General features: G+C 36.9%; 19 protein-coding genes and 2 pseudogenes. 10 read left to right on the top strand and 11 right to left on the bottom strand.

Going from position 1 to position 21,886, the window contains the following annotated elements:
- Positions 1 to 485: 485 nt before the first annotated feature.
- The gene (locus tag ACDZ29_RS28375) at positions 486 to 770 is read right to left on the bottom strand and encodes a hypothetical protein (RefSeq protein ID WP_375091286.1); all 285 of its coding nucleotides are present in this window, start codon (positions 768 to 770) and stop codon (positions 486 to 488) included.
- 988 nt (positions 771 to 1,758) lie between these two features.
- On the opposite strand from ACDZ29_RS28375, the gene ACDZ29_RS28370 reads away from it, so the two are divergent.
- From ACDZ29_RS28370 to ACDZ29_RS28345, 6 genes are all read left to right on the top strand, one after another.
- The gene (locus tag ACDZ29_RS28370) at positions 1,759 to 2,883 is read left to right on the top strand and encodes a DegT/DnrJ/EryC1/StrS family aminotransferase (protein WP_375091375.1); all 1,125 of its coding nucleotides are present in this window, start codon (positions 1,759 to 1,761) and stop codon (positions 2,881 to 2,883) included.
- On the top strand, positions 2,880 to 3,515 hold the full coding sequence (locus tag ACDZ29_RS28365) for an acetyltransferase (RefSeq protein ID WP_375091285.1): 636 nt from the start codon (positions 2,880 to 2,882) through the stop codon (positions 3,513 to 3,515). Before ACDZ29_RS28370 ends, ACDZ29_RS28365 begins: the two co-directional genes overlap by 4 nt.
- A gap of 344 nt (positions 3,516 to 3,859) precedes the next feature.
- Positions 3,860 to 4,726, top strand: coding sequence for a glucose-1-phosphate thymidylyltransferase RfbA (gene rfbA / locus ACDZ29_RS28360; protein WP_375091284.1), 867 nt, complete (start codon positions 3,860 to 3,862; stop codon positions 4,724 to 4,726).
- Positions 4,727 to 4,751: 25 nt separating this feature from the next.
- Positions 4,752 to 5,708, top strand: a complete 957-nt coding sequence (gene rfbB, locus ACDZ29_RS28355; protein WP_375091283.1) for a dTDP-glucose 4,6-dehydratase — start codon at positions 4,752 to 4,754, stop codon at positions 5,706 to 5,708.
- Positions 5,705 to 6,556 carry a dTDP-4-dehydrorhamnose reductase gene (rfbD, locus tag ACDZ29_RS28350; RefSeq protein WP_375091282.1) on the top strand — a complete coding sequence of 284 codons (852 nt, stop codon included), beginning with the start codon at positions 5,705 to 5,707 and terminating at the stop codon, positions 6,554 to 6,556. Before rfbB ends, rfbD begins: the two co-directional genes overlap by 4 nt.
- Complete coding sequence (locus tag ACDZ29_RS28345; protein ID WP_289323146.1) at positions 6,546 to 7,004, top strand: dTDP-4-dehydrorhamnose 3,5-epimerase family protein; 459 nt, start codon at positions 6,546 to 6,548, stop codon at positions 7,002 to 7,004. The genes rfbD and ACDZ29_RS28345 overlap by 11 nt, the downstream gene beginning before the upstream one ends.
- Before the next feature lie 1,159 nt (positions 7,005 to 8,163).
- Here ACDZ29_RS28345 and ACDZ29_RS28340 read toward each other — a convergent pair.
- The 7 genes and pseudogenes from ACDZ29_RS28340 to ACDZ29_RS28310 all read right to left on the bottom strand — a co-directional run bounded on the left by ACDZ29_RS28340 (position 8,164) and on the right by ACDZ29_RS28310 (position 15,575).
- Positions 8,164 to 8,940 carry a YibE/F family protein gene (locus ACDZ29_RS28340; protein WP_375091281.1) on the bottom strand — a complete coding sequence of 259 codons (777 nt, stop codon included), beginning with the start codon at positions 8,938 to 8,940 and terminating at the stop codon, positions 8,164 to 8,166.
- On the bottom strand, positions 8,940 to 10,076 hold the full coding sequence (locus tag ACDZ29_RS28335) for a YibE/F family protein (RefSeq protein WP_375091280.1): 1,137 nt from the start codon (positions 10,074 to 10,076) through the stop codon (positions 8,940 to 8,942). The genes ACDZ29_RS28340 and ACDZ29_RS28335 overlap by 1 nt, the downstream gene beginning before the upstream one ends.
- 975 nt (positions 10,077 to 11,051) lie before the next feature.
- Positions 11,052 to 11,471, bottom strand: a complete 420-nt coding sequence (locus ACDZ29_RS28330) for a hypothetical protein (RefSeq protein WP_375091279.1) — start codon at positions 11,469 to 11,471, stop codon at positions 11,052 to 11,054.
- A gap of 228 nt (positions 11,472 to 11,699) precedes the next feature.
- Positions 11,700 to 11,864 (bottom strand): annotated as a pseudogene (locus ACDZ29_RS28325) (helix-turn-helix domain-containing protein); the annotation flags it as partial.
- A gap of 501 nt (positions 11,865 to 12,365) precedes the next feature.
- Positions 12,366 to 12,593, bottom strand: a complete 228-nt coding sequence (locus ACDZ29_RS28320; RefSeq protein WP_375091278.1) for a zinc ribbon domain-containing protein — start codon at positions 12,591 to 12,593, stop codon at positions 12,366 to 12,368.
- Between the two features lie 237 nt (positions 12,594 to 12,830).
- Entirely contained in the window at positions 12,831 to 13,316 is a 486-nt protein-coding gene (locus tag ACDZ29_RS28315) for a hypothetical protein (RefSeq protein WP_289323152.1), read from the bottom strand.
- A 906-nt stretch (positions 13,317 to 14,222) separates the two neighbouring features.
- Complete coding sequence (locus ACDZ29_RS28310) at positions 14,223 to 15,575, bottom strand: TrkH family potassium uptake protein (RefSeq protein ID WP_375091277.1); 1,353 nt, start codon at positions 15,573 to 15,575, stop codon at positions 14,223 to 14,225.
- A 538-nt stretch (positions 15,576 to 16,113) separates the two neighbouring features.
- On the opposite strand from ACDZ29_RS28310, the gene ACDZ29_RS28305 reads away from it, so the two are divergent.
- Positions 16,114 to 16,290, top strand: coding sequence for a hypothetical protein (locus tag ACDZ29_RS28305; RefSeq protein WP_375091276.1), 177 nt, complete (start codon positions 16,114 to 16,116; stop codon positions 16,288 to 16,290).
- Positions 16,291 to 16,438: 148 nt separating this feature from the next.
- On the opposite strand, the gene ACDZ29_RS28300 is transcribed toward ACDZ29_RS28305, so the two are convergent.
- The gene (locus ACDZ29_RS28300; protein ID WP_375091275.1) at positions 16,439 to 16,600 is read right to left on the bottom strand and encodes a hypothetical protein; all 162 of its coding nucleotides are present in this window, start codon (positions 16,598 to 16,600) and stop codon (positions 16,439 to 16,441) included.
- Between the two features lie 536 nt (positions 16,601 to 17,136).
- Positions 17,137 to 17,934: pseudogene (locus ACDZ29_RS28295) on the bottom strand (bclA protein); the annotation flags it as partial.
- Between the two features lie 1,464 nt (positions 17,935 to 19,398).
- On the opposite strand from ACDZ29_RS28295, the gene ACDZ29_RS28290 reads away from it, so the two are divergent.
- The 3 genes from ACDZ29_RS28290 to ACDZ29_RS28280 all read left to right on the top strand — a co-directional run bounded on the left by ACDZ29_RS28290 (position 19,399) and on the right by ACDZ29_RS28280 (position 20,809).
- Entirely contained in the window at positions 19,399 to 19,716 is a 318-nt protein-coding gene (locus ACDZ29_RS28290) for an S-Ena type endospore appendage (protein WP_375091274.1), read from the top strand.
- 236 nt (positions 19,717 to 19,952) lie between these two features.
- A complete protein-coding gene (locus ACDZ29_RS28285; protein ID WP_375091273.1) occupies positions 19,953 to 20,291 on the top strand; it encodes an S-Ena type endospore appendage in 339 nt (112 codons plus the stop codon).
- A 104-nt stretch (positions 20,292 to 20,395) separates the two neighbouring features.
- Positions 20,396 to 20,809, top strand: coding sequence for an S-Ena type endospore appendage (locus tag ACDZ29_RS28280; RefSeq protein WP_375091272.1), 414 nt, complete (start codon positions 20,396 to 20,398; stop codon positions 20,807 to 20,809).
- Positions 20,810 to 21,537: 728 nt separating this feature from the next.
- Here the strand turns inward: ACDZ29_RS28280 and ACDZ29_RS28275 are convergent.
- Entirely contained in the window at positions 21,538 to 21,882 is a 345-nt protein-coding gene (locus ACDZ29_RS28275) for a DUF3992 domain-containing protein (protein WP_375091271.1), read from the bottom strand.
- Positions 21,883 to 21,886 lie beyond the last annotated feature (4 nt).

Raw genomic sequence — 21,886 nt, 5'->3', positions numbered from 1 at the left:
AGTTCTTAAAAAGCCCCACGACTAGTCGGGTTGTATTTTCTAATGTAATAAGGAACTATTACTATTTTCTCCTGACATGAAGCACAATATTTTGCATATTGGATACACGTTTCCAAAGAATCATCAGGTTCCATTGGCCACCATCGGATTGCTCGCATAGGTGCTTTAGCAGCTAAGCTTCAACTTCTGAGGGAACACGACCAACAACCACTACTTCTAACTCTTTAAAGTTGGTTTCTATCCCAGTGTTTTAAATAATTGACTTTCCCTCTTCTTCAGGACTAGAGTACGGGATAGGAAAGGATAGAAACTTTGGATGAATTTTCATGAAAAATATAAGCAATTCCATCCAGAATCATCTACAGGTCTCTCCCCTACACGATTGTCTTTGGGACTTGTAACTAGCAGTGTACCCTGATACTAAATGCCTTTCAGAAGATTTTGTCGGTGGTATTGTTATATTCTCAGGTAGAGGATGGTAGATTTTAGCCAGCAGTAAAATAAATGTGTGAATGAATATCAGCTGTGTAATTAAAATGTAACCATCGTTTTTTCTCATAAAAATGCACTTGGACCAGCGATGGAAACTCCCTCCATTCAGTTCCCAATGAAACGTAAAGACGAGGGTTTTTAGGATCTATATCCACCATAATGAAATTAACTTTAGGAATACTCCTTTGTCTGACCAATTTAATAGAAATCGTTAATGCTGCTCCATTCGTATCGTCCGGCTTGGAGAGTTTAACAGAATTCGCAGCTCCCTGATCCATGTAATAAATACTCCATTTGATACATTCTAAAGGGGGTGCCCAACAATTGGAATGCACTGTTTAAGGTTTTCATCCAAGTCTAATAATTATCCAAAGTGATAAGTATTTGCCGATCTCCTATGAATTGCCATTTTTGAACTGATACAATTCACATTTATAATATATATATCCTTCTTTGTTCCAGACATATTTTTTTCAGAGCAATAGCAAATTACATTTCTTGTTGCAAAGCAACATTTGTTTTATGCTTGGTTTTTCCCACATATGTTGTACAGCAATGATCCATTAAATTGAATAAACAGCCGGGCTTCCGGACTTCTTCCGTATTCAATGATTCTTTGGCAAGATATTTTATATACTATCTGGTACAAATTAACCTAAAAATCATCCCCGCTGAGTATATAACACTTCCTGTCTGATTTACTCTTAATCCTCAATGTAATCTTATGCTGAAAATCATCTTTCTATTTCAAAGAGATAATGAAAACCCAGCCTTGGTACATGTACTTTTGTCCCGTTTTCGTGACACTCTAGGTTACGCTCGATGAATTTCCTTATATAGCCAAACGGATGTCATTGTTCATCAGTTTTTAATGAAGAATTTTTAAAATAATAGGATTCCTGCTAATTGCCACTTTATAGCCATAAAATTTATTCAAAAGGAATATGAATGGAAGGGACACCCAAGAACTTTTGAATTGAATAAATCTCATCAATCGCGATTCGTATCAAATGGAATATATAAACGGCTAGACTTACTTTTGATTCAAGATAGGTTTTTTATTAGAAAGCCCTGACCTAAATCTGCTTTGCACCAACATCGTCATAACATAATGCAGCTTGTCTACCAACAATCCTCCCTTACAGCAATAAAACAGGATATCTGAACCATTTATTTTTGGGTTTTGGATGGATCATCGAATACTTATAAGCCAATATGTGAAAAAGTAATTAAAACTATAGATTAGTTGAAACGGAGATGAAAAACATCCGTAAAATTCCGTTTTTAAGACCCAACTTGGTGAAACAAGACACATTTACCAATTATTTAGCCCAGATTGAACAATCCAGATTGTACAGTAATTATGGACCATTAAATACTCTTTTTGAAAATAGAGTCCTAACCGAATACTATGAAGGAAACGGAGCGGTGCTCACGGTCAATAATGCTACCAGTGGATTGATATTAGCTATTAATCAGAGTAAACGTCCTAAAGGGCGGTTTGCATTAATGCCTAGCTTTACTTTTTCTGCCACCCCTTTAGCGGCAATGTGGTGTGGTTTAGAACCTTATTTTGTAGATGTGAACAAAGACGATTGGTGTATGAATGAAGAACTTGTTAAAGATTCATTAATAAAATTAGGAGATGAAGTGGCGGTAGTTGTTCCCTACGCAACCTTTGGAACAGACTTAGACCTATCCTTTTATAAGCAGATTCATGAGTCGGGAATACCGGTGGTTTTTGATGCTGCCCCTAGTTTTGGAACATCAGGGCGTAGTGGATCATTTGGTAAGAATTTCCCCGGCCCTATCGTATACAGCTTTCATGCTACTAAATCATTTGGAATTGGCGAAGGCGGCTTAGTCTATAGTGCGGACAAAGACTTGATCAGTCAAATTCGACAAGCAGGAAATTTTGGGTTCTCGACTAATAGGGAAACTATATCACAAGGTCTTAATAGCAAACTTTCGGAATATAGCGCAGCTGTAGCTCTTGCAACTCTGGATGCCTTTCCTGAAAAAAGCCGAAAAAGACAACAAATTCATCAATGGTACCTAGAGCAATTTCAACAAACCCCTGTGTTAAAAAATGAGTGGCAGCTCCAAAAAGCAGAAGGGGACATTGCCCATCAATTTATGCCTGTTCTCTGTCCAAAAAATCAAAGTAATTTAGATTTTGTGAAATTGCTGGCTGACAATCAAATAGAAGCACGAACCTATTTTTCCCCATCTTGTCATCAACAAAAATTTTTCACATCATTCAATCGGACAGTAATGCCAGTTACCAATAATATTTCAGGACGCATAATGAGCTTACCTCTTTGGGAGGAAATGGAAAAAAGTGATATTGTGCAAGTTACACAAGTACTAGCAAAAGGATTGGAATCATGAAAAAAATCGTCATTTGGGGCTGCGGAGGGCATGCACGTGAGATAAATCACCTGTGTGAAAATTCAAGTTATGAGGTTATAGGATTTCTTGATGAAAGATCGGAAATGAAGGGGAAAATAATAGATGATGTACCGGTTTTGGGCGATCTTCATGATATTTATCCTCTTCGGAACAAAATTAAAATTGTTTGTGCGGGTGTAGGAGACCCATCTCTGAAAAAGCGGTTTGTCACCAAAACAATACATGCAGGTTTTGAGATTGCTGATACAATAGTGCACCCTTCTGTTTTCATTTCAAAGAGAAACACACTTGGAGTTGGATCGATTATTTGTGAAGGAACCATTATAACCACAAATGTTCAAATAGGGAATTTTGTTATCATAAATCGGAGTTCGAACATTAGTCATGATAATGTCATTAGCGACTATGTAACGGTAGGTCCTGGAGTTAATATTGCAGGTAATGTTACGATTGGTGAAGGAGCATACGTTGGCATTGGTTCCTCTATCAGTGAAAAAATCAATATTGGTGCTTGGTCGGTTATAGGAGGCGGAGCATTTGTAAAGAATGATGTTCCTGCGAAAACGCTTTATGCGGGGGTCCCTGCAAAGTTTAAAAAGGATTTAGATTAGAATGTAGATAATAAACCCTTATCGTTATAAACTAAATGGTTTCCAGTGAAGAAATTTAGGACTAAGACCAATAGAAAACCCGGTTTATTTTTATCTGAGTAAACCAAGAGGCTAAAAGGCTACAAAGCACGTTTTCAAACGTAGCTTTGTAGCCTTTTCACATATTAATCCTCGATATCGTAAGAAATCCATATACATCATTTAATATCGTACTTCATTTACACAGAAACAATCTTGGCGCATATGATGAAAAGGATTAATTTCCGAGAAGTTCCGAAACTGATAATATAAAAATTCAATTCATTTTGTCTTTTACATCATACTATTTGGGGAGGTGAATAATAATGAAAGGAATCATATTAGCTGGTGGATATGGCACTAGATTATATCCGTTAACGAAGGTTGTCTCAAAACAGCTATTACCTGTTTATGATAAACCCTTAATTTATTATCCATTGTCCGTGCTAATGCTCGCTGGAATTAAAGATATCTTAGTCATTTCTACACCTATTGATACACCTCGTTTTAAAAGTTTATTAGGTGATGGGTCACAATTAGGAATCAAAATTAGTTATATATCACAGGAAAAACCGGATGGTATCGCACAGGCTTTTATTATAGGTGAGGATTTTATAGGAAAGGATTCTGTATCTTTAATATTAGGGGACAATATTTTTTATGGACATAATTTCACTAAAACACTAGAAGATGTCGTTACTCGACAAAACGGTGCAACGATATTCGGCTATCGTGTTAAAGATCCTGAACGATTTGGTGTTGTAGAATTTGATGAAAATCGGAAAGTGATCTCTTTGGAAGAAAAACCTGTAACGCCTAAATCAAATTATGCCATTACAGGACTTTATTTTTATGATAATAGCGTTGTTGATATCGCCAAGAGTATTAAGAAATCTGCTCGAGGAGAATATGAAATTACTTCGGTGAATGAATGTTACCTCAAGAAAAACCAGCTGAATGTTGAGTTATTGGATAGAGGATTTAGCTGGTTAGATACTGGTACTCATGAATCACTTCTTGACGCTTCTTTATATATTCAAACCATTCAAAGCCGGCAAAACGTTCAAATTGCTTGTATAGAAGAAATTGCCTTTCGAAAAGGATTTATTTCACCACAACAACTTCTTGCCTTAGCTAAACCATTAGAGAAAAATGAATATGGGCAATACCTTGTAAGATTAATAGAAAATTAACAGTGTTTGATGAAAGGAGGCAACTATGAATCTTCTAGTTACAGGTGGGGCTGGTTTCATCGGTCTCAACTTTGTTCACTATTTGCTAAAAAATACTTCATACAATATAACCGTTATAGATTCTCTTACGTATGCAAGTCATCCTGAAGAGATACGCACCTTAACATCTGATTCTAGATTACGCTTTATTAAGGGAAGTATTGTTAATGAGGAAGATATGGAAGCTGTAATGGATCAAAATTATGAAGCCATTATTCATTTTGCCGCTGAGTCCCATGTTGATAACAGTATTCAAAATGCAGATAAATTCATACAAACAAATATTGTCGGTACTTATCAATTATTACAACTATTAATCAAGGGCCAGGCTAAAAAAATGATCCATATTTCCACAGACGAAGTATATGGTACTTTAAGCCCGACTCAACAACCATTCACAGAAGAATCCCCTCTTTCACCTAACAATCCCTATTCAGCTACAAAAGCAAGCTCAGATTTATTGGTGCGCTCTTACAATGAGACCTTTAAATTACCTTTAATAACGACAAGATGCAGTAATAATTTTGGTCCTTTTCAAAATATGGAAAAATTCATTCCTACCATTGTGTATAGCGCGCTTCACAACCACAAAATCCCTGTTTATGGGGATGGTCTACAAATAAGAGATTGGCTGTTTGTAGAAGATCATTGTAAAGCAATTTCCCTTATTCTTGAAAAAGGAAAATGGGGTGAAGTTTATAATATTGGTGGCGGAAATGAAAGAAAAAATATCGATGTCGTAAAACAAATTTTAGGAATAATGGGTAAGCCTGAACACTTGATTGAATTTGTTGAAGACAGAAAAGGTCATGACCGAAGATATGCCATTGATTCTTCCAAGTTACAAAACGAGTTAGGCTGGAAACAAACCTCTTATTTTGATCAATCGTTAGAAAAAACAGTGCGATGGCACATGAACAAATTTAAAGGTACTCCCCCATGAAGATTGTCATTACAGGTGCAGGCGGCCAATTAGGAAAAGAACTCATTCAGCTATTTAAAGAGGAAGGCTATGTGGTATATCCATATACTAAACAACAATTAGATATTACGAATCGTACGAAAATAAAAGAAGTGATTGAGAAAATCCAGCCGGATTATCTTATTAATACTGCAGCCTTTACACAAGTTGACCTTTGCGAAACGGATATAGATCAAGCTTATTTAATTAATGGAATTGGACCTTATTATCTAGCGAGTGAAGCAAAGGAGAAAAAAGCGAAGTTTTTTCATATTAGTACGGACTATGTATTTGAAGGAGAAAAAAGTGAACCTTATGAAGAAGAGGATACTCCTGACCCCCAAACGATTTATGGAAAAAGCAAACTACTAGGCGAAGCTTTAGCACTAACTGCTAATGAAAATACCACGATTATTAGAACGTCATGGTTATACGGACATGAGGGGAAAAATTTCGTCAATACCATAAAAAAGTTAGCCCGTCATTCACAAGAAATCCGTGTTGTTCAAGACCAATATGGTTGTCCTACTTACACGAAAGACCTTGGAATAGTGATTAATAAACTACTAACAAAACCGCATGGCATTTATCATGTCACAAACTCTGGAAGTTGCAGCTGGTTTGAGTTTGCCACCGAAATTGTAACATTCTTAAACTCACAAACTGTAGTCATCCCTGTTTCTACGGAAGAATACGGTCTTAAAACACCCAGACCCATGTATTCGGTTTTAAGTCAAAAAAAGTTGAATTCCAATGGGATCTCTTTGCGAAATTGGAAAGAAGGATTACATGAATACTTAAAAAAGGAAGTTGATGAAAATGGCCATTGAAGGTGTCATTTCTAAGAAATTGATTAAGCATTGTGATGATAGAGGATTTTTTGCAGAAGTGGTAAGAGATGATGACCATCTTTTATCTCATTTTGGTCAACTTTCATGGACTACATCTTATCCAGGCGTCATCAAAGCATTTCACTACCATGAAGAGCAAGATGACCTTTGGTTTATCCCATCAGGTAATGCTCAAGTTGTTTTATATGATTTAAGAGAACACTCTGCTACCAAGGGTGAAACCAATGTTTATTATATGGGCGAAAACAATCCTAGTATTTTACTTATTCCCAAAGGTGTAGCTCACGGTTACCGTGTGCTTGGTGAAAATCCAGCAACAGTTCTGTATTGTACGACAAAGTCGTATAACCCCTCCCAACCAGATGAGAAAAGAATTCCTTGGGATGATAAAGAAATTAATTTTGATTGGGAAACAAAACATAGATAAGTACCTATATGAGCTCATACAACCTACAGAGAACCAGCGGTTACACCTGGAAAGCTGCTCAATAAAGAGCAGCTTTCATAATTGACGCTGGTCTATAAAAGCCTTGGGATTATCTCCCTGGGGTACGTGAATCATAACTTAACACGTGAGGCTCAATTAGCTAAAAAAGGGTTGGACTTCAAGGGATATTCGGATAAATGAAGAAATCAGTAATGATATAGAAGGAAAGTAGGTTACTAGATTGATTGAACGAGTACTTGAATATTTTTGCAAGAGTTAATCCTTATTGAAATCATAGATCCTATGTGACAGTAAAGGGATTTGCTGGCGATACCCTTAAACAAAAACCGTGTCCTTTTTGAAAAAAAAATAATATGCTATATTACATTGTTTTTTAGACTTAAAAAGAATAGTCTCCACAACTAATGATTATATAAAAAGGGTGTGCTATATATGAGTCACGAAGAAAGTAGCTCTTCGGAGCAATTTGAGATTCTTTCTACAGGAGTATTAAACACAGCTGTAGGACAAGCCGAGCCCATATAGAACTAGTTAACCTTGGTACGACTACTCAAACTATTAGATTCCAGATTATCAACTGGAACACTGGAAGTCCTATCGCAACTACCCTGACTGTAACGATACTACCTAACCGACTAGAAACGCGTAATATCCTGGTAGTTCCCTTCCATTATGAATTAAGAGTTGAACATCCTGGCGATCCTGACCTGTTTATTAATCACTTTGCTGTTGATGCTGGATCATTTACAGTACCAGGCTTAACATTCCTACAAAAAGACTTAATTGAAATCAAAAGTCCTTTAATTGAAGTTATATAGAATCATTAGAAAAAAATATTTAGGGATTTGTTCCAAAGATTTTTTTGTTTATCAGAGAACTAATTTAGAAAAAAAAAGATAGTAAACACCGGATGTATGATTTTAAAAACAATCATACAAAAGGCTGCCAATTGGCAGCCTTTTTCTCTATCTGTATTCATATAATGGCCATTATTGAAGGCAATGCAAAACTAATATTACCTCCCTCCAATGAAACTGTAACATGGATTAAACAGAGCAGGTGGATACTCTTTGCAATGCTATTAGGGACTTATTCCTTTTATACAAATGAGTACTTATAGGCCCTTTTGCCATGAAACCTATATAACTTTCTCTTTATTTTCTCTTGTTTTCACTAAAAAATAAGCAGTGATCAAGGCAGTTATAGGAATTATCAGGGCTACACCTGTTCCAGCACAAAATATAGTGATCATTTCAGCACTAAATATTTTTGAGTTTACGATTTCTCCAACAGAATAGGATAAATCCTTAAACCATATCAGCAATGCCAAATAGCCTCCAAAGAAGGCAAAAAATAATGTATTCGTAGTTGTTCCTAAGATATCCCTCCCCATACTTAATCCAAATGTAAATAAATCTTTCTTGCTAATGGATGGATTGTGATGAAACATTTCTCGCATGGGAGATGAAATGGCCATGGCTGTATCGATAATGGCACCAATAGTACTCATAATAATTACTGAAGCTCCAATTTTAACAAAATCTACTCCAATATATAGGGAAAAGATGTTAAGCTCTTCTATTTCTTCCTCACCAAAACCTTGTATCATCGCATTTTCAGTCACAAGAACAATAAAAAAGAGGACAATAACAATCGTGATAATAGTAGAAATGAACGCTGTTTTTGTTGTACTGTTCACTTCGTTAATAAAAAATAAATTAATATAACTAATCACCGTACATGCAATCAATGTTACGATATACGGATCATTATTTGGATTTGTCATAAAAATGATGGTGAAAAGTACCACACCAAAATTTAGAAAAAAAGCAAAAAATGAACGTGCTCCTTTTTTTCCACCTATCAAGATCATCAATATTAATAATATGAACGCTAGCAACACTAATACATTCATTATTTTTCCCTCTTTCGATTAATGAAAAAAATAGAAATATATAGACCTATCGGAATAGTTAACACGATTCCAATACCCCCAGCTAGGGCACGGGCCAACTCCAATGTAAGATTCATGGAAAGGGTAAATCCCAATGCAGAAGCATTTTTCAAATACAAAATAATCATAGGTATGGAGCCACTTATATAGGCAAAAAACAAAATATTTGTCATGGTTCCCATAATGTCTTTTCCAATCTCTAATCCTGAAGTTTTAAGTGCTTTTACTGATATGTGGTTGTTCTTTTCATACAACCCAAAAATCGAAGAAGACATGGTAATGGCTATATCCATTACGGCTCCTAAAGATCCGATAAATAACCCTGCCATAAACACCATTTTATAAGGACGAGTGACAAATTGCATTTCTTCATATCGAAGGCCATTTTCGGAAGTTAACCACATAACAAGATAAGTAATGAACAGCGATAAAAAAGTCCCTAACAGTGTCGCAATAATAGCTGCATATGTTTTTTCATTAAAACCGTTAACCAGTAAAAGGGAAAGGACCGTAAATAGAATGATACTTATACTGCATATCAATACCAAACTAATGTCAGATGTATTCAAATAAAAATCTAATGCATATGACAACAAAATGGCATTCACTGCCAAACTTATAATTGAAAACAGTCCTTGCTTTTTACCAACGATAAGTAATGTCAAGATAAAAATCCAAGCTACAATCAACACAAATTTATCACGCTTTACGTCTTTTATGGTTCCAGTTAACTCTGAATTTTCTTCTGTCTTCGTATCAATCGAAACAAATAAATCATTTCCAACTTGATATTCTTGATCATAAGCTCCGGATGAGGAATATTCATTCTTTAAATGGATAAGCTGTCCTTTTTCTTCTCCATTTTGTAATTCGGCTATTATACTTTGGGTAAATAGTCGATCTTCATTTTGATACATATCATTCAATTCAGTTGTATTTTCCAGATTTGTTTTAATGACTTTCGCTATTGGAAGTTCATAGAATGAATAATTGTGATTAACAAAGAAAACAGAGGCGACAAAACAAAGTGCTATGATGGCGTACAAAGAAACATGCTTGTAACCCATTTTTTTAAATTTATTTACGATAACATTCAAAAAAAAACCTCCAAAATATCGGGTGGGCAATAAAGGCAGGAAAGAGCCAGAATTGATTGACTCCCCCCTTCCTTACTAGTATTTGATTTTTTTATCTTATCATGAATAGAATTTAATTTGCGAAATAATAAAATTCCAATGATTAACCATGGGGATGTTTCTTTTCGGTTTTGAAAGTATGATAATTGTAATTTTCGTGAAATCAGAACATTGATTTCATTGGCTTTTTATGATTTTCTCTTTTTACTGAAAAAAGAAAAAAATCGCACATTCAAACAAGGTTTTAAAGGGGAAGGAGCCGGGTTTAGAATGAAGAAAGAAAGGTCGATCAAGATGACTAACCAAAAGATCTGCAGCCAATTCGTGTTCAGCAGCAGTTAGAAGATATGAAATGGGCGTTGAAGACCTTTTAAGGTAGTTCTCACCTTCCCTCAACAGATGAATAGGAATCCATTGAGGGTTGCCCACTTTGTAAGAGTATACTAGGTACTCTCTGCACGAACGTAGGCTATCCAAATCAGTTTTTAGGGTACTTTCAGGCAATTGCACCTGAACAGTACACAAAAAAGACGCTATCCCTTAACCTGTCAGCTTCCAAGTTAAAGAGATAACGCCTTTTGTAAAACTTTGTCCGATTATGTATGCAAAATACTAGCATTTACTAGTTGAATCCAATGGAAGTAGAGTTTATAGTGTCTGAGAAACACTAATATACGGGAATGCTTTTTTGTTGTCCGTTCATATTAAGTTATCATAATTTTAACTCTATCAGTATGGTAAAGCAACTATAAATTGACTAGGTTCTACAAGGTTCTGAATGGTTTACGCTATACCGTAAAAAGTAAAAACGCCCAGCCCATTACAGGCTAAGCAGGTTCCGTTTTGATATTATCGGTAATGAAAGAGGTTGGGTACCTTTTGGGTACCCAACCTCTTTTTTTTGCGTGACATAAGATCCGTTAGATATAATCTAAGTTAATCTTCATCTACCTCGATAAAATCTTCATGTTTAAAAATCATTGACACAGTTGGACGTCCATCATTACCACCGAATAATGCCACTTCAATGCCCTCTGCTTCTTCATCTGTATCACCTTCAATGGTTACACGAAGCCAGTTACCACCTTGGAAAGTAGCTGGACCAGCATCTATTCTTATTATCGTGAAGTGTTCTGAGGGTAGACTTACTTGTAGTTGGTTGAAACCTGGAATTGCAGTTTCTGGAGCAGTAGTTGGGAATACAACATCTGGCAACCGTTCAACTGTTACACGAACAGTTTTAGTTTCATCAGTGGGATTTTTAAGTCCGATCAGTAAACGATCTACAGGTAGATTACTAGTACCGTCAATAAATAATGGTACAGCAAATGGACCTGATGTAATAATGTTACTCATTTATTAATTTCCCCCTTTTCTCTTTGTTAATATAGTTTATTCCGATTTATCTAGGGTGAACCGGACAAACTGTTCAAGTCAATCAACTATTTATTCTCATTTCATCTAGTAACAGTTATCTCCTTAGACACAATCCAATCACCTACAAAATAGAGTTCATAATGTCCATATGACTTGTATCAGAATGCTTATCATTGTAAATACGCATTTTCCTGATGCTACCCCCTATTAAAGTCTCGCCTCTTTTGCTTTAGCGTAAATAGTGGAACGTGGAACGCCTGTCATTTTAGCTATCTCATTTACACTTAATCCATTAGATTCTCTTTCTTGATACAGCTTCAAAGCCTTTTTAACGTCCTTCTCGTCCTTTCCTTTACGTCCCATATGAGTTCCTTTAGAGATGTTCTTGTCTTAACTCTTTTGTTGTTTACACTTGGTACTCCGTACATATTGAATTCCTATACGTATACATTATTCAATGGGTATCTACAAACCACCACTTTGTGTATATATTAAATTAAAATATTCTAGCGAGGTCTATTCCTAAATATATATAATTTATTTGTCACTATTATAATTGTTAGGGAAAATAACACTTTTGATAGTAAGAAAATGACCAGGCATATTTCCTAAATTTATCAGAACCTTCTTTTAAATTCATTGAAACAATAGCTTGAACATAATAATATCTCATTTTGATAAAGACAATAAAGTCGTTTTCAGATGTGAAAAACTAAGGACAATACTACAATTCGTAAGTAGTATTGCCCTTAAATTCGTATAATTACCGTTTAATAAAAACGGGAATGTTTCAAAAATACAAAGAAGATACTTTTAAAATCTAGTATCTCCTTTTTTCAGGTGGGAGATGCATGTTGGATTTCTAGTAGTTGACTACTTCCATCGCACTAACTTTGGAATTCCTCTAGTGAAAAATTTAGGCATTTTCATATTCTTCATCAAATAATTTTGAACAAATTCTTGCATTTCTATCGCAGTAATATTTTGAGTAAATTCACCATTTACATAACAATGACTACAATATTCAGTACTTTTACTACCGTCATTTTCAGTTCCTCCACCTAATTCATCTTTAGAAAGCGGCATTCCACAACTTGACATGTTTTATATGGCTTCATTATAAATTCTCTTACTAATGGTATTCTAAAAACAAATTATCTAACTAAACAAAAGATAATTTCGACTTCATTTCTAAGATCTGTGATGGTAATGCCCGTACCTTTATTTGCATGTCACGATTTGAACTATTTAAGACAATAAAAAATATCAAATTGCACTCTGCAAATGGTACGAATCCACTGTAACAGGGCAAGTTAGTTGAACTAATGACAATGGTTGCTAATTTAGTTCTTCTTGTTTCGCCTTAATCATTGAAGTGATTTTCTCCCTATACTTCTCATTCGTGAAAATTTCCAGCGTAGTCGTTGAGTGTAGTTTTGCATGTCTAGAAAAATTAGTAGACACCAGCCATCGACCACAATATGGACATGGAAGCTGTCCATTTACCTGCCATTGTGTCGTTATGAATCTATTTGTATTTGAATTACTTCTTCTTGCGACCACTTTGACTACTTCCGTATCCATTTCGACTACATCATCATTCATTTTGTATTCATCCGAAGTTGCAAGTTCTTCTGATACTCTCACTTTCCCACTCATTTCACGCTCTACTAGTAGACAAACAGCTTCACTGATAGATAGACCGAGTTCGGCGCAATAACCTTTAAAATCATAGTACAAGCTTTCTGGAAGGCGTGCGGTTAATACTTCTGTCTTTTCTTTTCTTCTCCGATTCCGTGCGAATTGTTCTAAGTATGTTGTCATGTAATCCCCTCCTAAACCTCTTACTGATTTTATTCGGTATACATCATCCTATTACCTTCACATCACCATGTATTCAACTCATGGCTATACAAATCCTTATGTAGTCTTATAGATATATAAACAAATATACAAATGTTGTTAATTTAGTAAGTGTTTTGTATTCTGCTAAATACGGTTTCACATCCTGTTTGTTGTGGGATGTGAAACCGGCCTTCGTGGCTTAAGTTGACCACGAAGTAGATCCTGGACCTCAAAGGCAAACAAAACAAGATTCTCCGAGTCAAGGAAGGCAAAACGCAAAAAATCCGCGACATGTATATCGCGAATTGCTTCCAGGAAGTCTATGACTATGCTAAAAACGTCCAGAGTCCCTATTTGGGAGAACACCCCATTAGGCTTATATATCACGGAACTACCCAGATCAATTTGTCACAACCTATAAGAATTTCGTCCAGGACGTCCGTAAAAGTCTATAGAAGCCCGCGGGCGTTCGTAAAGTATTTTCATTCTTTAACGAACGCTAATAACAGCTGTTTTGAGAAGAAACTCCACCGTTCCCAAAAAGTCTACTTATACAAACGGTAGCAACAATGCTATACCTCCCATTTCGGTATTTTTATACGAGCAAGGGGAAAAGACCAAAAGATAGAATACTAGCCTTAAAGCTAAAAGGTTGCCATCAATGCAACTAAAACCTTATTTGTAAGGGGATGGTTAACATAATCAGATGTTATCGGCATGTAAAAAGGAATCTTCAAAACTGAAAGATCCTTTTTGCTGCTTATTCAATATAAGTGGAGGATAGTTGAAGAAGATAAGGATTTTCATTACAATTATTGCACTTTTGTATGTTGATTACCGTTTTTTATCCTTTATTATTGGATTACCTTTGCAGTAGTACATTTTTTATCCTATAATGATGCGCTCTTTGGGATAGTGATACGCATGTTTAACTGGTTTGCCTCCCATACTGAATAAGAAGGTAAACATCCCGATTTTCCCTATAAACATTAAAATCATGATTACGACCTTCCCAGCAGTACTCAATTCCGGTGTAATGCCAAGCGAAAGGCCTACAGTGCCAAAAGCAGAGGAAACTTCGAATAAAATTTCCATTAGGGAAAAGGCAGATTCAATGCATACAAGAATGACAGCTGCCACACTGCACAGGATCATACCTGTTGTGAAAACGATGAATGACTTGATGATATCTTCCTCATCGATCTCCCTTTTGAATATTTTTATTGTTCTGTTCCCTTTCGCATAGTTGTAAATGGTAAGCAGCATCACAGCAAACGTGGTGGTTCTTATCCCACCCCCAGCACTGCTGGGGGATGCCCCTATGAACATAAAAATACTCAGTAACAAAAGGGTAGGTACTGAAAATTGGTTGATGTCGCTGATCGCCATTCCGCCAGTCCTTGAAGATATCGAATAAAACAAAGAATGGACAAAGGATTGATGCCAAGTCTTTTCTGAATAGAAATGACTGTACTCAAACAGATAGATGAAAATGGCTCCAATTACGATCAGTATGAAAAAAGTTACGGTTGTAATTTTTGTGAACAAGGTGAACCGGAATGGCATCTTTCCCTTATGCCTGAGCCACTGACTTACCTCCATTAAAACAGGAAACCCAAGGGATCCGATAATAAAGAGTACTATATTTAGGGTCAGGACAAAATAATCGTCTGCGAACGGAATCAGTGATTTTCCTGTGATATCAAAACCAGCATTTGTCGTAGCAGACACAGAAGCGAAGAAACCCTGCAAATAAGCCTCTTGCCATGTTGGGAAATACTTCAAAAAATATGTACCGAATACAACAGCCCCTAATAGCTCAATCATGACAAAGAAAAAGAAGATCATTCGTATGAACCGAACAATCCCGGAAAAAGTGGGGCTGTTTTGTTCTGTCGTCATGAGTATTCTTGCCCTGAGTCCTATTTTCTTTCCTGATAGCCATAGTATTGTTCCGAAAGCCACGATCCCAATTCCACCAAACTGGAGGATGATTGTAAAAATAAACGTACCGGGAACACTAAGCAGATGGCTTACATCTGCCGTAGATAATCCTGTTACAGTTACCGCACTAATAGAAATGAATACTCCATCAATAAATGAGAGCTCTGCATTCTGCTTTTGAGTAATAGGTAGCAGCAATAAAATGGTTGAAACCACTACAGCTACTAGGTAATAAAAAACAATTATTTGAGCAGCAGATAGTCGTTTTGTTAAGTTCTCAATTTTACTATTCATTTCTCTCCAACTTCTATATGTTTTTTGACAAACTTATACCTAATTTTGTATTAACGTACCATTGCACAATTTCAACTAATAATAATTTGTCCAATAAATTAAGAAAATAAACTAAACTACCCCGTTGAAGAAGACCTCAAAGGATCGAATGAATGAATGCGTTATACAAATCTAGTTCACATTAAGTCAATTTTAGGAAGTAGCTAAAAAAGCCAAACCCATGTGTATCAGGGGTTTGGTTCTTAGTCGTTTTTTATCGTATATTCAGGATTTTATACAACCTTGATGTAGCAAGGGTTTGCTAGATGATTCATAAAAAGCCCTAGATTAACCACTAGAGCTTTTTCTATTTCATCTTTATTTATCTAATTATGAAAGCTGTAGGTTCGTAAAAGTGTACTTTTACGAACGGTAGCAACAATGCTATTGTTTTTTAGTGCTCTTTCTTCAACAAACTGGGCAGTTTTGTTGAAGAAAATGTATTATTTTTCTTAAATAGGAAAATATATAAAAATAAACCGTGAGAAGGAGGAAACAAATGGAAGTGAATATGAGTGTTGAAGAAGTCGTGAATCAAATTTCTGAATTAGTACAAAAAGAAGGGCAGCCACTTAGGAAGAAACAGGTAAAGAAGTCAGATCCAGAGTTAATGAAAAATGCATTGTATTATTTTCCTAGTTGGGAGAATGCAGTAGAACATAGCGTTGGATCTTAACCATTAACCGATACATAAAACATTTATTTTCCAAATTTGTGTTTTAATCTTTTTCGACTTTGTAAAAAATATGTTAAATCTAACCACAGAAGCTGTCTGACACGAAAGGGTAGCTTCTGTGGTTTTTATTTTAGTTTTTCCTTTATTCCTATTTATAACGCTCAATGAAGTCTACTAAAGCATTCTCCAAAGCATTTCCCTTATCCATTCGAGCAAGTTCCACGATTTCATCAAACAGTTGCCAGACTTGATCACTCACTTTATAAGCCCGGCGGATCCTTGTAGCTTTTGGATTTAGTTCTATCTTCATCCTGATAATTTTTCGTCTTGTTATCAATGAGGATACCGGTAGATTCTTTGATTCTACGAAGTAGTATCTTTACTGACTCCGTACGAGGTGGCTATATCAAGAGGACTTTCTCCCTTTTCATTGACTCTTTCAATAATTTCTTGAAGCAAAACAGGTTTCATGATTTCTTCCTCCTTTTCAGGCATGACATGGAAAGCACGTCGACGTGTCTCCTATGGTGCACATGGGCGTGTCACCTGCGTGTCTATCCATCATTTTTCTTTTATTCGATGACATTTTCTTTCTCCTTCCAAAGGTGACTATACCGCCCATTTCGGAAATTTTATACGCTAAGAGAATTCCAACCTAAAAAGCCGATTTCCTCTACGTTAAGGAATCGACTTTTTTACTTTTTCTTAATGAACTTACGCACCCGTTAATTCTATAACAATAAATTTTCACTGTAATAAGTTTCAAGTGGAATTATAATACACTAATAAAATTACTAATTTTTTATAACTACTTTCTCACTAAATATTTGTTTTTAACATCATTCATTATTCAACTAGTCTGCCTACAGCCGTAATTTTGCAAGTTGAAATTGCAAATCTAACGATTGTTTCAGGACTTATTGGTAAAGTACCTAACACTATGCCAAGACCTGTTTGTTCCACGTTAAAATCTGCAGCAATAGAACCATTACTTGCTAAAAGATTCACTGTAGAACCGATAAGTGTATCCAGCAATTGTCTAATTGGCCGTTCACGACAATCACATTCGCACCCAGAATCAACAGGTGGCAACAAGTTGATAGTTGGTCCTGGTGGTAAAAATCCTACCCCTGTTACATCAGAAATATTTACAACAAAGGTTGTCGCTCCATCTGTAACAGTAACTAAAAAATCATTCACTTCAATAATAGTGAATAAGAAAAAGAGTGGAGGTACATTTGGTGCGTCTGCAATAGTGCCAAGAATTACAGTTTGCCCAACAAGTTGTTCTAAAACGTTCTGCATAGGAAAAACACAACAATCACATAGACAACCTTCAACTCCTCCTATAGGTCCTTGGACGCCTTGTGGTCCTTGAACACCCTGAGGTCCTTGAGTACCTTGTGGTCCTTGGACGCCTTGCGGTCCTTGGTCGCCTTGTGGTCCTTGAATACCCTGAGGTCCTTGAGGTCCTTGAGGTCCTTGAGTACCTTGTGGTCCTTGGACGCCTTGCGGTCCTTGGTCGCCTTGCGGTCCTTGAACACCCTGAGGTCCTTGCTCGCCTTGTGGTCCTTGAACACCCTGAGGTCCTTGAGCACCTTGTGGTCCTTGGACGCCTTGCGGTCCTTGAACGCCCTGAGGTCCTTGCTCGCCTTGTGGTCCTTGAACACCCTGAGGTCCTTGGACACCCTGAGGTCCTTGCTCGCCTTGTGGTCCTTGAACACCCTGAGGTCCTTGCTCGCCTTGTGGTCCTTGAACACCCTGAGGTCCTTGCTCGCCTTGTGGTCCTTGAACACCCTGAGGTCCTTGCTCGCCTTGCGGTCCTTGGACACCCTGAGGTCCTTGCTCGCCTTGTGGTCCTTGAACACCCTGAGGTCCTTGGTCGCCTTGCGGTCCTTGAGCACCTTGTGGTCCTTGGACGCCTTGCGGTCCTTGGTCGCCTTGTGGTCCTTGGACGCCTTGCGGTCCTTGAACACCCTGAAGTCCTTGCTCGCCTTGTGGTCCTTGAACACCCTGAGGTCCTTGGACACCCTGAGGTCCTTGGACACCCTGAGGTCCTTGGACACCCTGAGGTCCTTGGTCGCCTTGTGGTCCTTGAACACCCTGAGGTCCTTGGTCGCCTTGTGGTCCTTGAATACCCTGAGGTCCTTGGTCGCCTTGTGGTCCTTGAACACCCTGAGGTCCTTGCTCGCCTTGCGGTCCTTGAACGCCCTGAGGTCCTTGCTCGCCTTGTGGTCCTTGAACACCCTGAGGTCCTTGGACACCCTGAGGTCCTTGCTCGCCTTGTGGTCCTTGAACACCCTGAGGTCCTTGCTCGCCTTGTGGTCCTTGAACACCCTGAGGTCCTTGCTCGCCTTGTGGTCCTTGAACACCCTGAGGTCCTTGCTCGCCTTGCGGTCCTTGGACACCCTGAGGTCCTTGGTCGCCTTGCGGTCCTTGGACACCCTGAGGTCCTTGGTCGCCTTGTGGTCCTTGATTCCCTTTTTTATCATTAGCAGGTACGTTTACCTTCACTTCAACGTTTTGCTCTACCTTTTGTTCCTGTTTAGAGGAGCAGTTACATTTACCATGTCCGCAATCTGAACATTTTTTATCCTTACCCAATTTTTCACCCCTTTTCCCAAGCATTACTTCTATCGTATGGAACTGGCATTAAATTGGAGTGGATTGGACAAGTAGTTCACCCGCCATTACCATAAAAAAACCATTACCCTTCTTCAACTAAACTGCCCCGATAGTTGAAGAAGGGTAGTTTTTCTATAATTCGAATGTACGATTATGTAAAGAATCGTACATTCGGAAAAACTAGAAAACCCTCTTATTTAACTAACGTGATTCCCTTCAAGCTTTAAGTACAGGCAACTTGTCCGGTATGTTAATAAAATATAGTAAAGTGAATTAGGTGGTGGAGGTAATTTGAGTGAACAAAAAAAATGTTCAGATTGCAGGCACAGTAAATGCAGGTGCAAACATAAAAAATGTAAAGAATGTGGGCATAAACAATGCAAATGTAAAGTCGAGCAAAAAGTAAAAGTAGAAGTGAATGTGAATGTAGAGACGCCAATAGGGCCAGTTGTAAAATGCAATAGCACATGTGGGAATCTGTTATTGAGCGATCAGGTTCCGAATTTAGAGATTTGGAGAGAGAGAATGGTGAAGGACCCTACCGTAACAATTTCTGTATTCAATAGCACTATGAGTATTGCATCGATTCGGGTTCTCGTGATTCGAAATGAAGGAAGTCCTATTGGATTCACCGTTCCTCCCGGCAATACGCTTTCTGCAACAGTTGATGACGCTGTATCCATTAGTGTATTTAGGGTAGGAACAGGGAGAATTGAAGGGGAATTTTGTTTGGAAGTGTGCTTTCCTATTTTTTACGATGACAAACGTAAACTTTTTACAAATGATCAAACTATTTTTTAAATCCCAAGGGGTTTTATTCAATTCTGTATCCTTCTCAAGTATTCCTCGTATTTAAGGAAAATGGTCTTCCGCCTTTTCTATTTCTATTGAACAGAATAAAAATTCTATAAAATGGGACAATTTAGCATTAATTTCTACATGTTCCACTCATGTCAGTTGCAAGACTGAAAAATTCACATTCTATAATACTGAATGGCTAATACAAGCTGTTTAATAGTAAATAGGAGGAATTCATAATGTGTGGTTCAAATGGAATTAACGGAGGTTGCTGCCCTCCTGCACAGGTGTTTCAAGAAAAAATTTGTGGTAATTTTAACGGACCTTTAGCAGGGGTTGAAGTATGGTCTGCTCCAGCAGGTGCTTATTCTTCAGGAACTTTTGAAATTTTCAACTCAGCTTCTAGTACGGCTACAGTAACGGCAACGGGGACATCAACTCCAGCGATAGCTTTAAGTGCTGCTCCAGGAAATACTGACTCACAATCAGTTAATCAACCTACTAGTTTTACTATTACAGCAGGTGCTGGAGATAGTGGGTCATATTGTATCAATTTGTATAAGCGTGTTCTAGCGTAATAAAGATATAAAGGAATACCTTTTTCTAAGTTATTACTCTATATCTATTAAAACGGACAATATATATAAGAATTTCTATAAATCTTCCATACTCTATTACAGGAATGAAGATCAAGTATCGCACAGATAAAACGTATCTGGAAAAAATCATTCGAAAGGAGAAAAATACAATGTGTTTTAATGACTCTTGTTGTCCTCCTGCTCAGATATTTCAAGAAAGCATTTGCGGTAATTTTAATGGTCCAACGATTGGAATAGTAGATGAGACAGTATTTACTGCTCCTGTTGGTGCTTACTTTGAAGGGACTTTTGAAATGTTTAATTCTGTTGCAAGCGTTACAACTGTAACAGGTACAGTCAATTCATCAACAGCTCCTGTTACAACTACGATCGGGCCAGTTCCACCAGGAAATACGATTGGTAAAACTGTGAAAAATCCGACTTCTTTTGTTATTCAAATGCCCGCAGGAACAAGTGGGACATACCGTCTGACACTATACAAGCGTGTTCTAGCTTAAAACCTTTAAGTGCTGTCCCAGGAAATTCAGACTCATAATCAGTAAATCAACCCACTAAAACTATATCTTCACTAGCAAATGGGGTTCTGGTGCAGTTCTTCAAGTTTCACATCTTGTACTTCAATACTTTTATTAATTTGTTTGGATACCAATTCTGGTATTTGAAATTTACGGTTAGCGATTTCATCAAAAGATGAGGGATTGGATGGATCTTTAATGGTATATAGTTCTGTACTATAATCTTTAAATAGATTTTCTGCCCCTTTAGTTCATTAAGGGTAATTTTTCACGTCAATTTTGAATGTATGATTATGATTCAAAGTTTAGTAATTTCAATATTATTAACTTGGGTTATTTAAAGAATTAATTTTCAGAATTCCAAATAGGATATAGTATTTAATACGGGCCTTCATAGATTATGAAGGCCCGTATTAATGGGATAGAAAAGTGATATTTCACTTTAAACCTATAGTTTACATAAATCGATCACATCTGGCTGCTTGTATCCTGAGATCCACCTTCATCCATAAAAACGAAAGGCCCTCCATATGGTGCCAAATAAGTCGAGGCCTTTTTCTTGTGCTTGAATCTGACCTTTAAATTCAGGAACTCTAGCTTCTATTTACCCTAAAGTATGGAACTATTTTTCAAGGTCCTTTCTTCCAGAAACACCTTCTTTTTTCCAAAAAAATGGTATGACACTTTTTATAATTTTTTCTAAATTCTAATTAAAATTTATAATTTAAGGAAAATGAAACTCTGATACTTGCTGTTCCTGTACCTGATCCGATGAGTCCAATCGAATTTATATTGTTCATAGTAATAGATTTGACTTGACCTGCTGTGACTATAAATCCACCAACTGGAGTTCCATTTACAGAGAGAGCAGCCGTTGGTGAAGCTCCGATAATTCCGTTGTTTTCTACTACAATTGTTCCATTTATAATAAAAGGGGTAGCATCATTCCAAAGCTCTAAAGCTACCCCAGCTGTATTACTTAAATCAACAGTAAAACACACTGCATCATTCACAATCCCTAATAGACCATTACAACAATTCCCGAATTGCATCAATATT

Source organism: Peribacillus sp. RS7 (genome assembly GCF_041956845.1).
Classification (GTDB): domain Bacteria; phylum Bacillota; class Bacilli; order Bacillales; family DSM-1321; genus Peribacillus.
The sequence above is the reverse complement of the archived record's forward strand: the minus strand, read 5'-3'. Positions and strand labels throughout refer to the sequence as shown.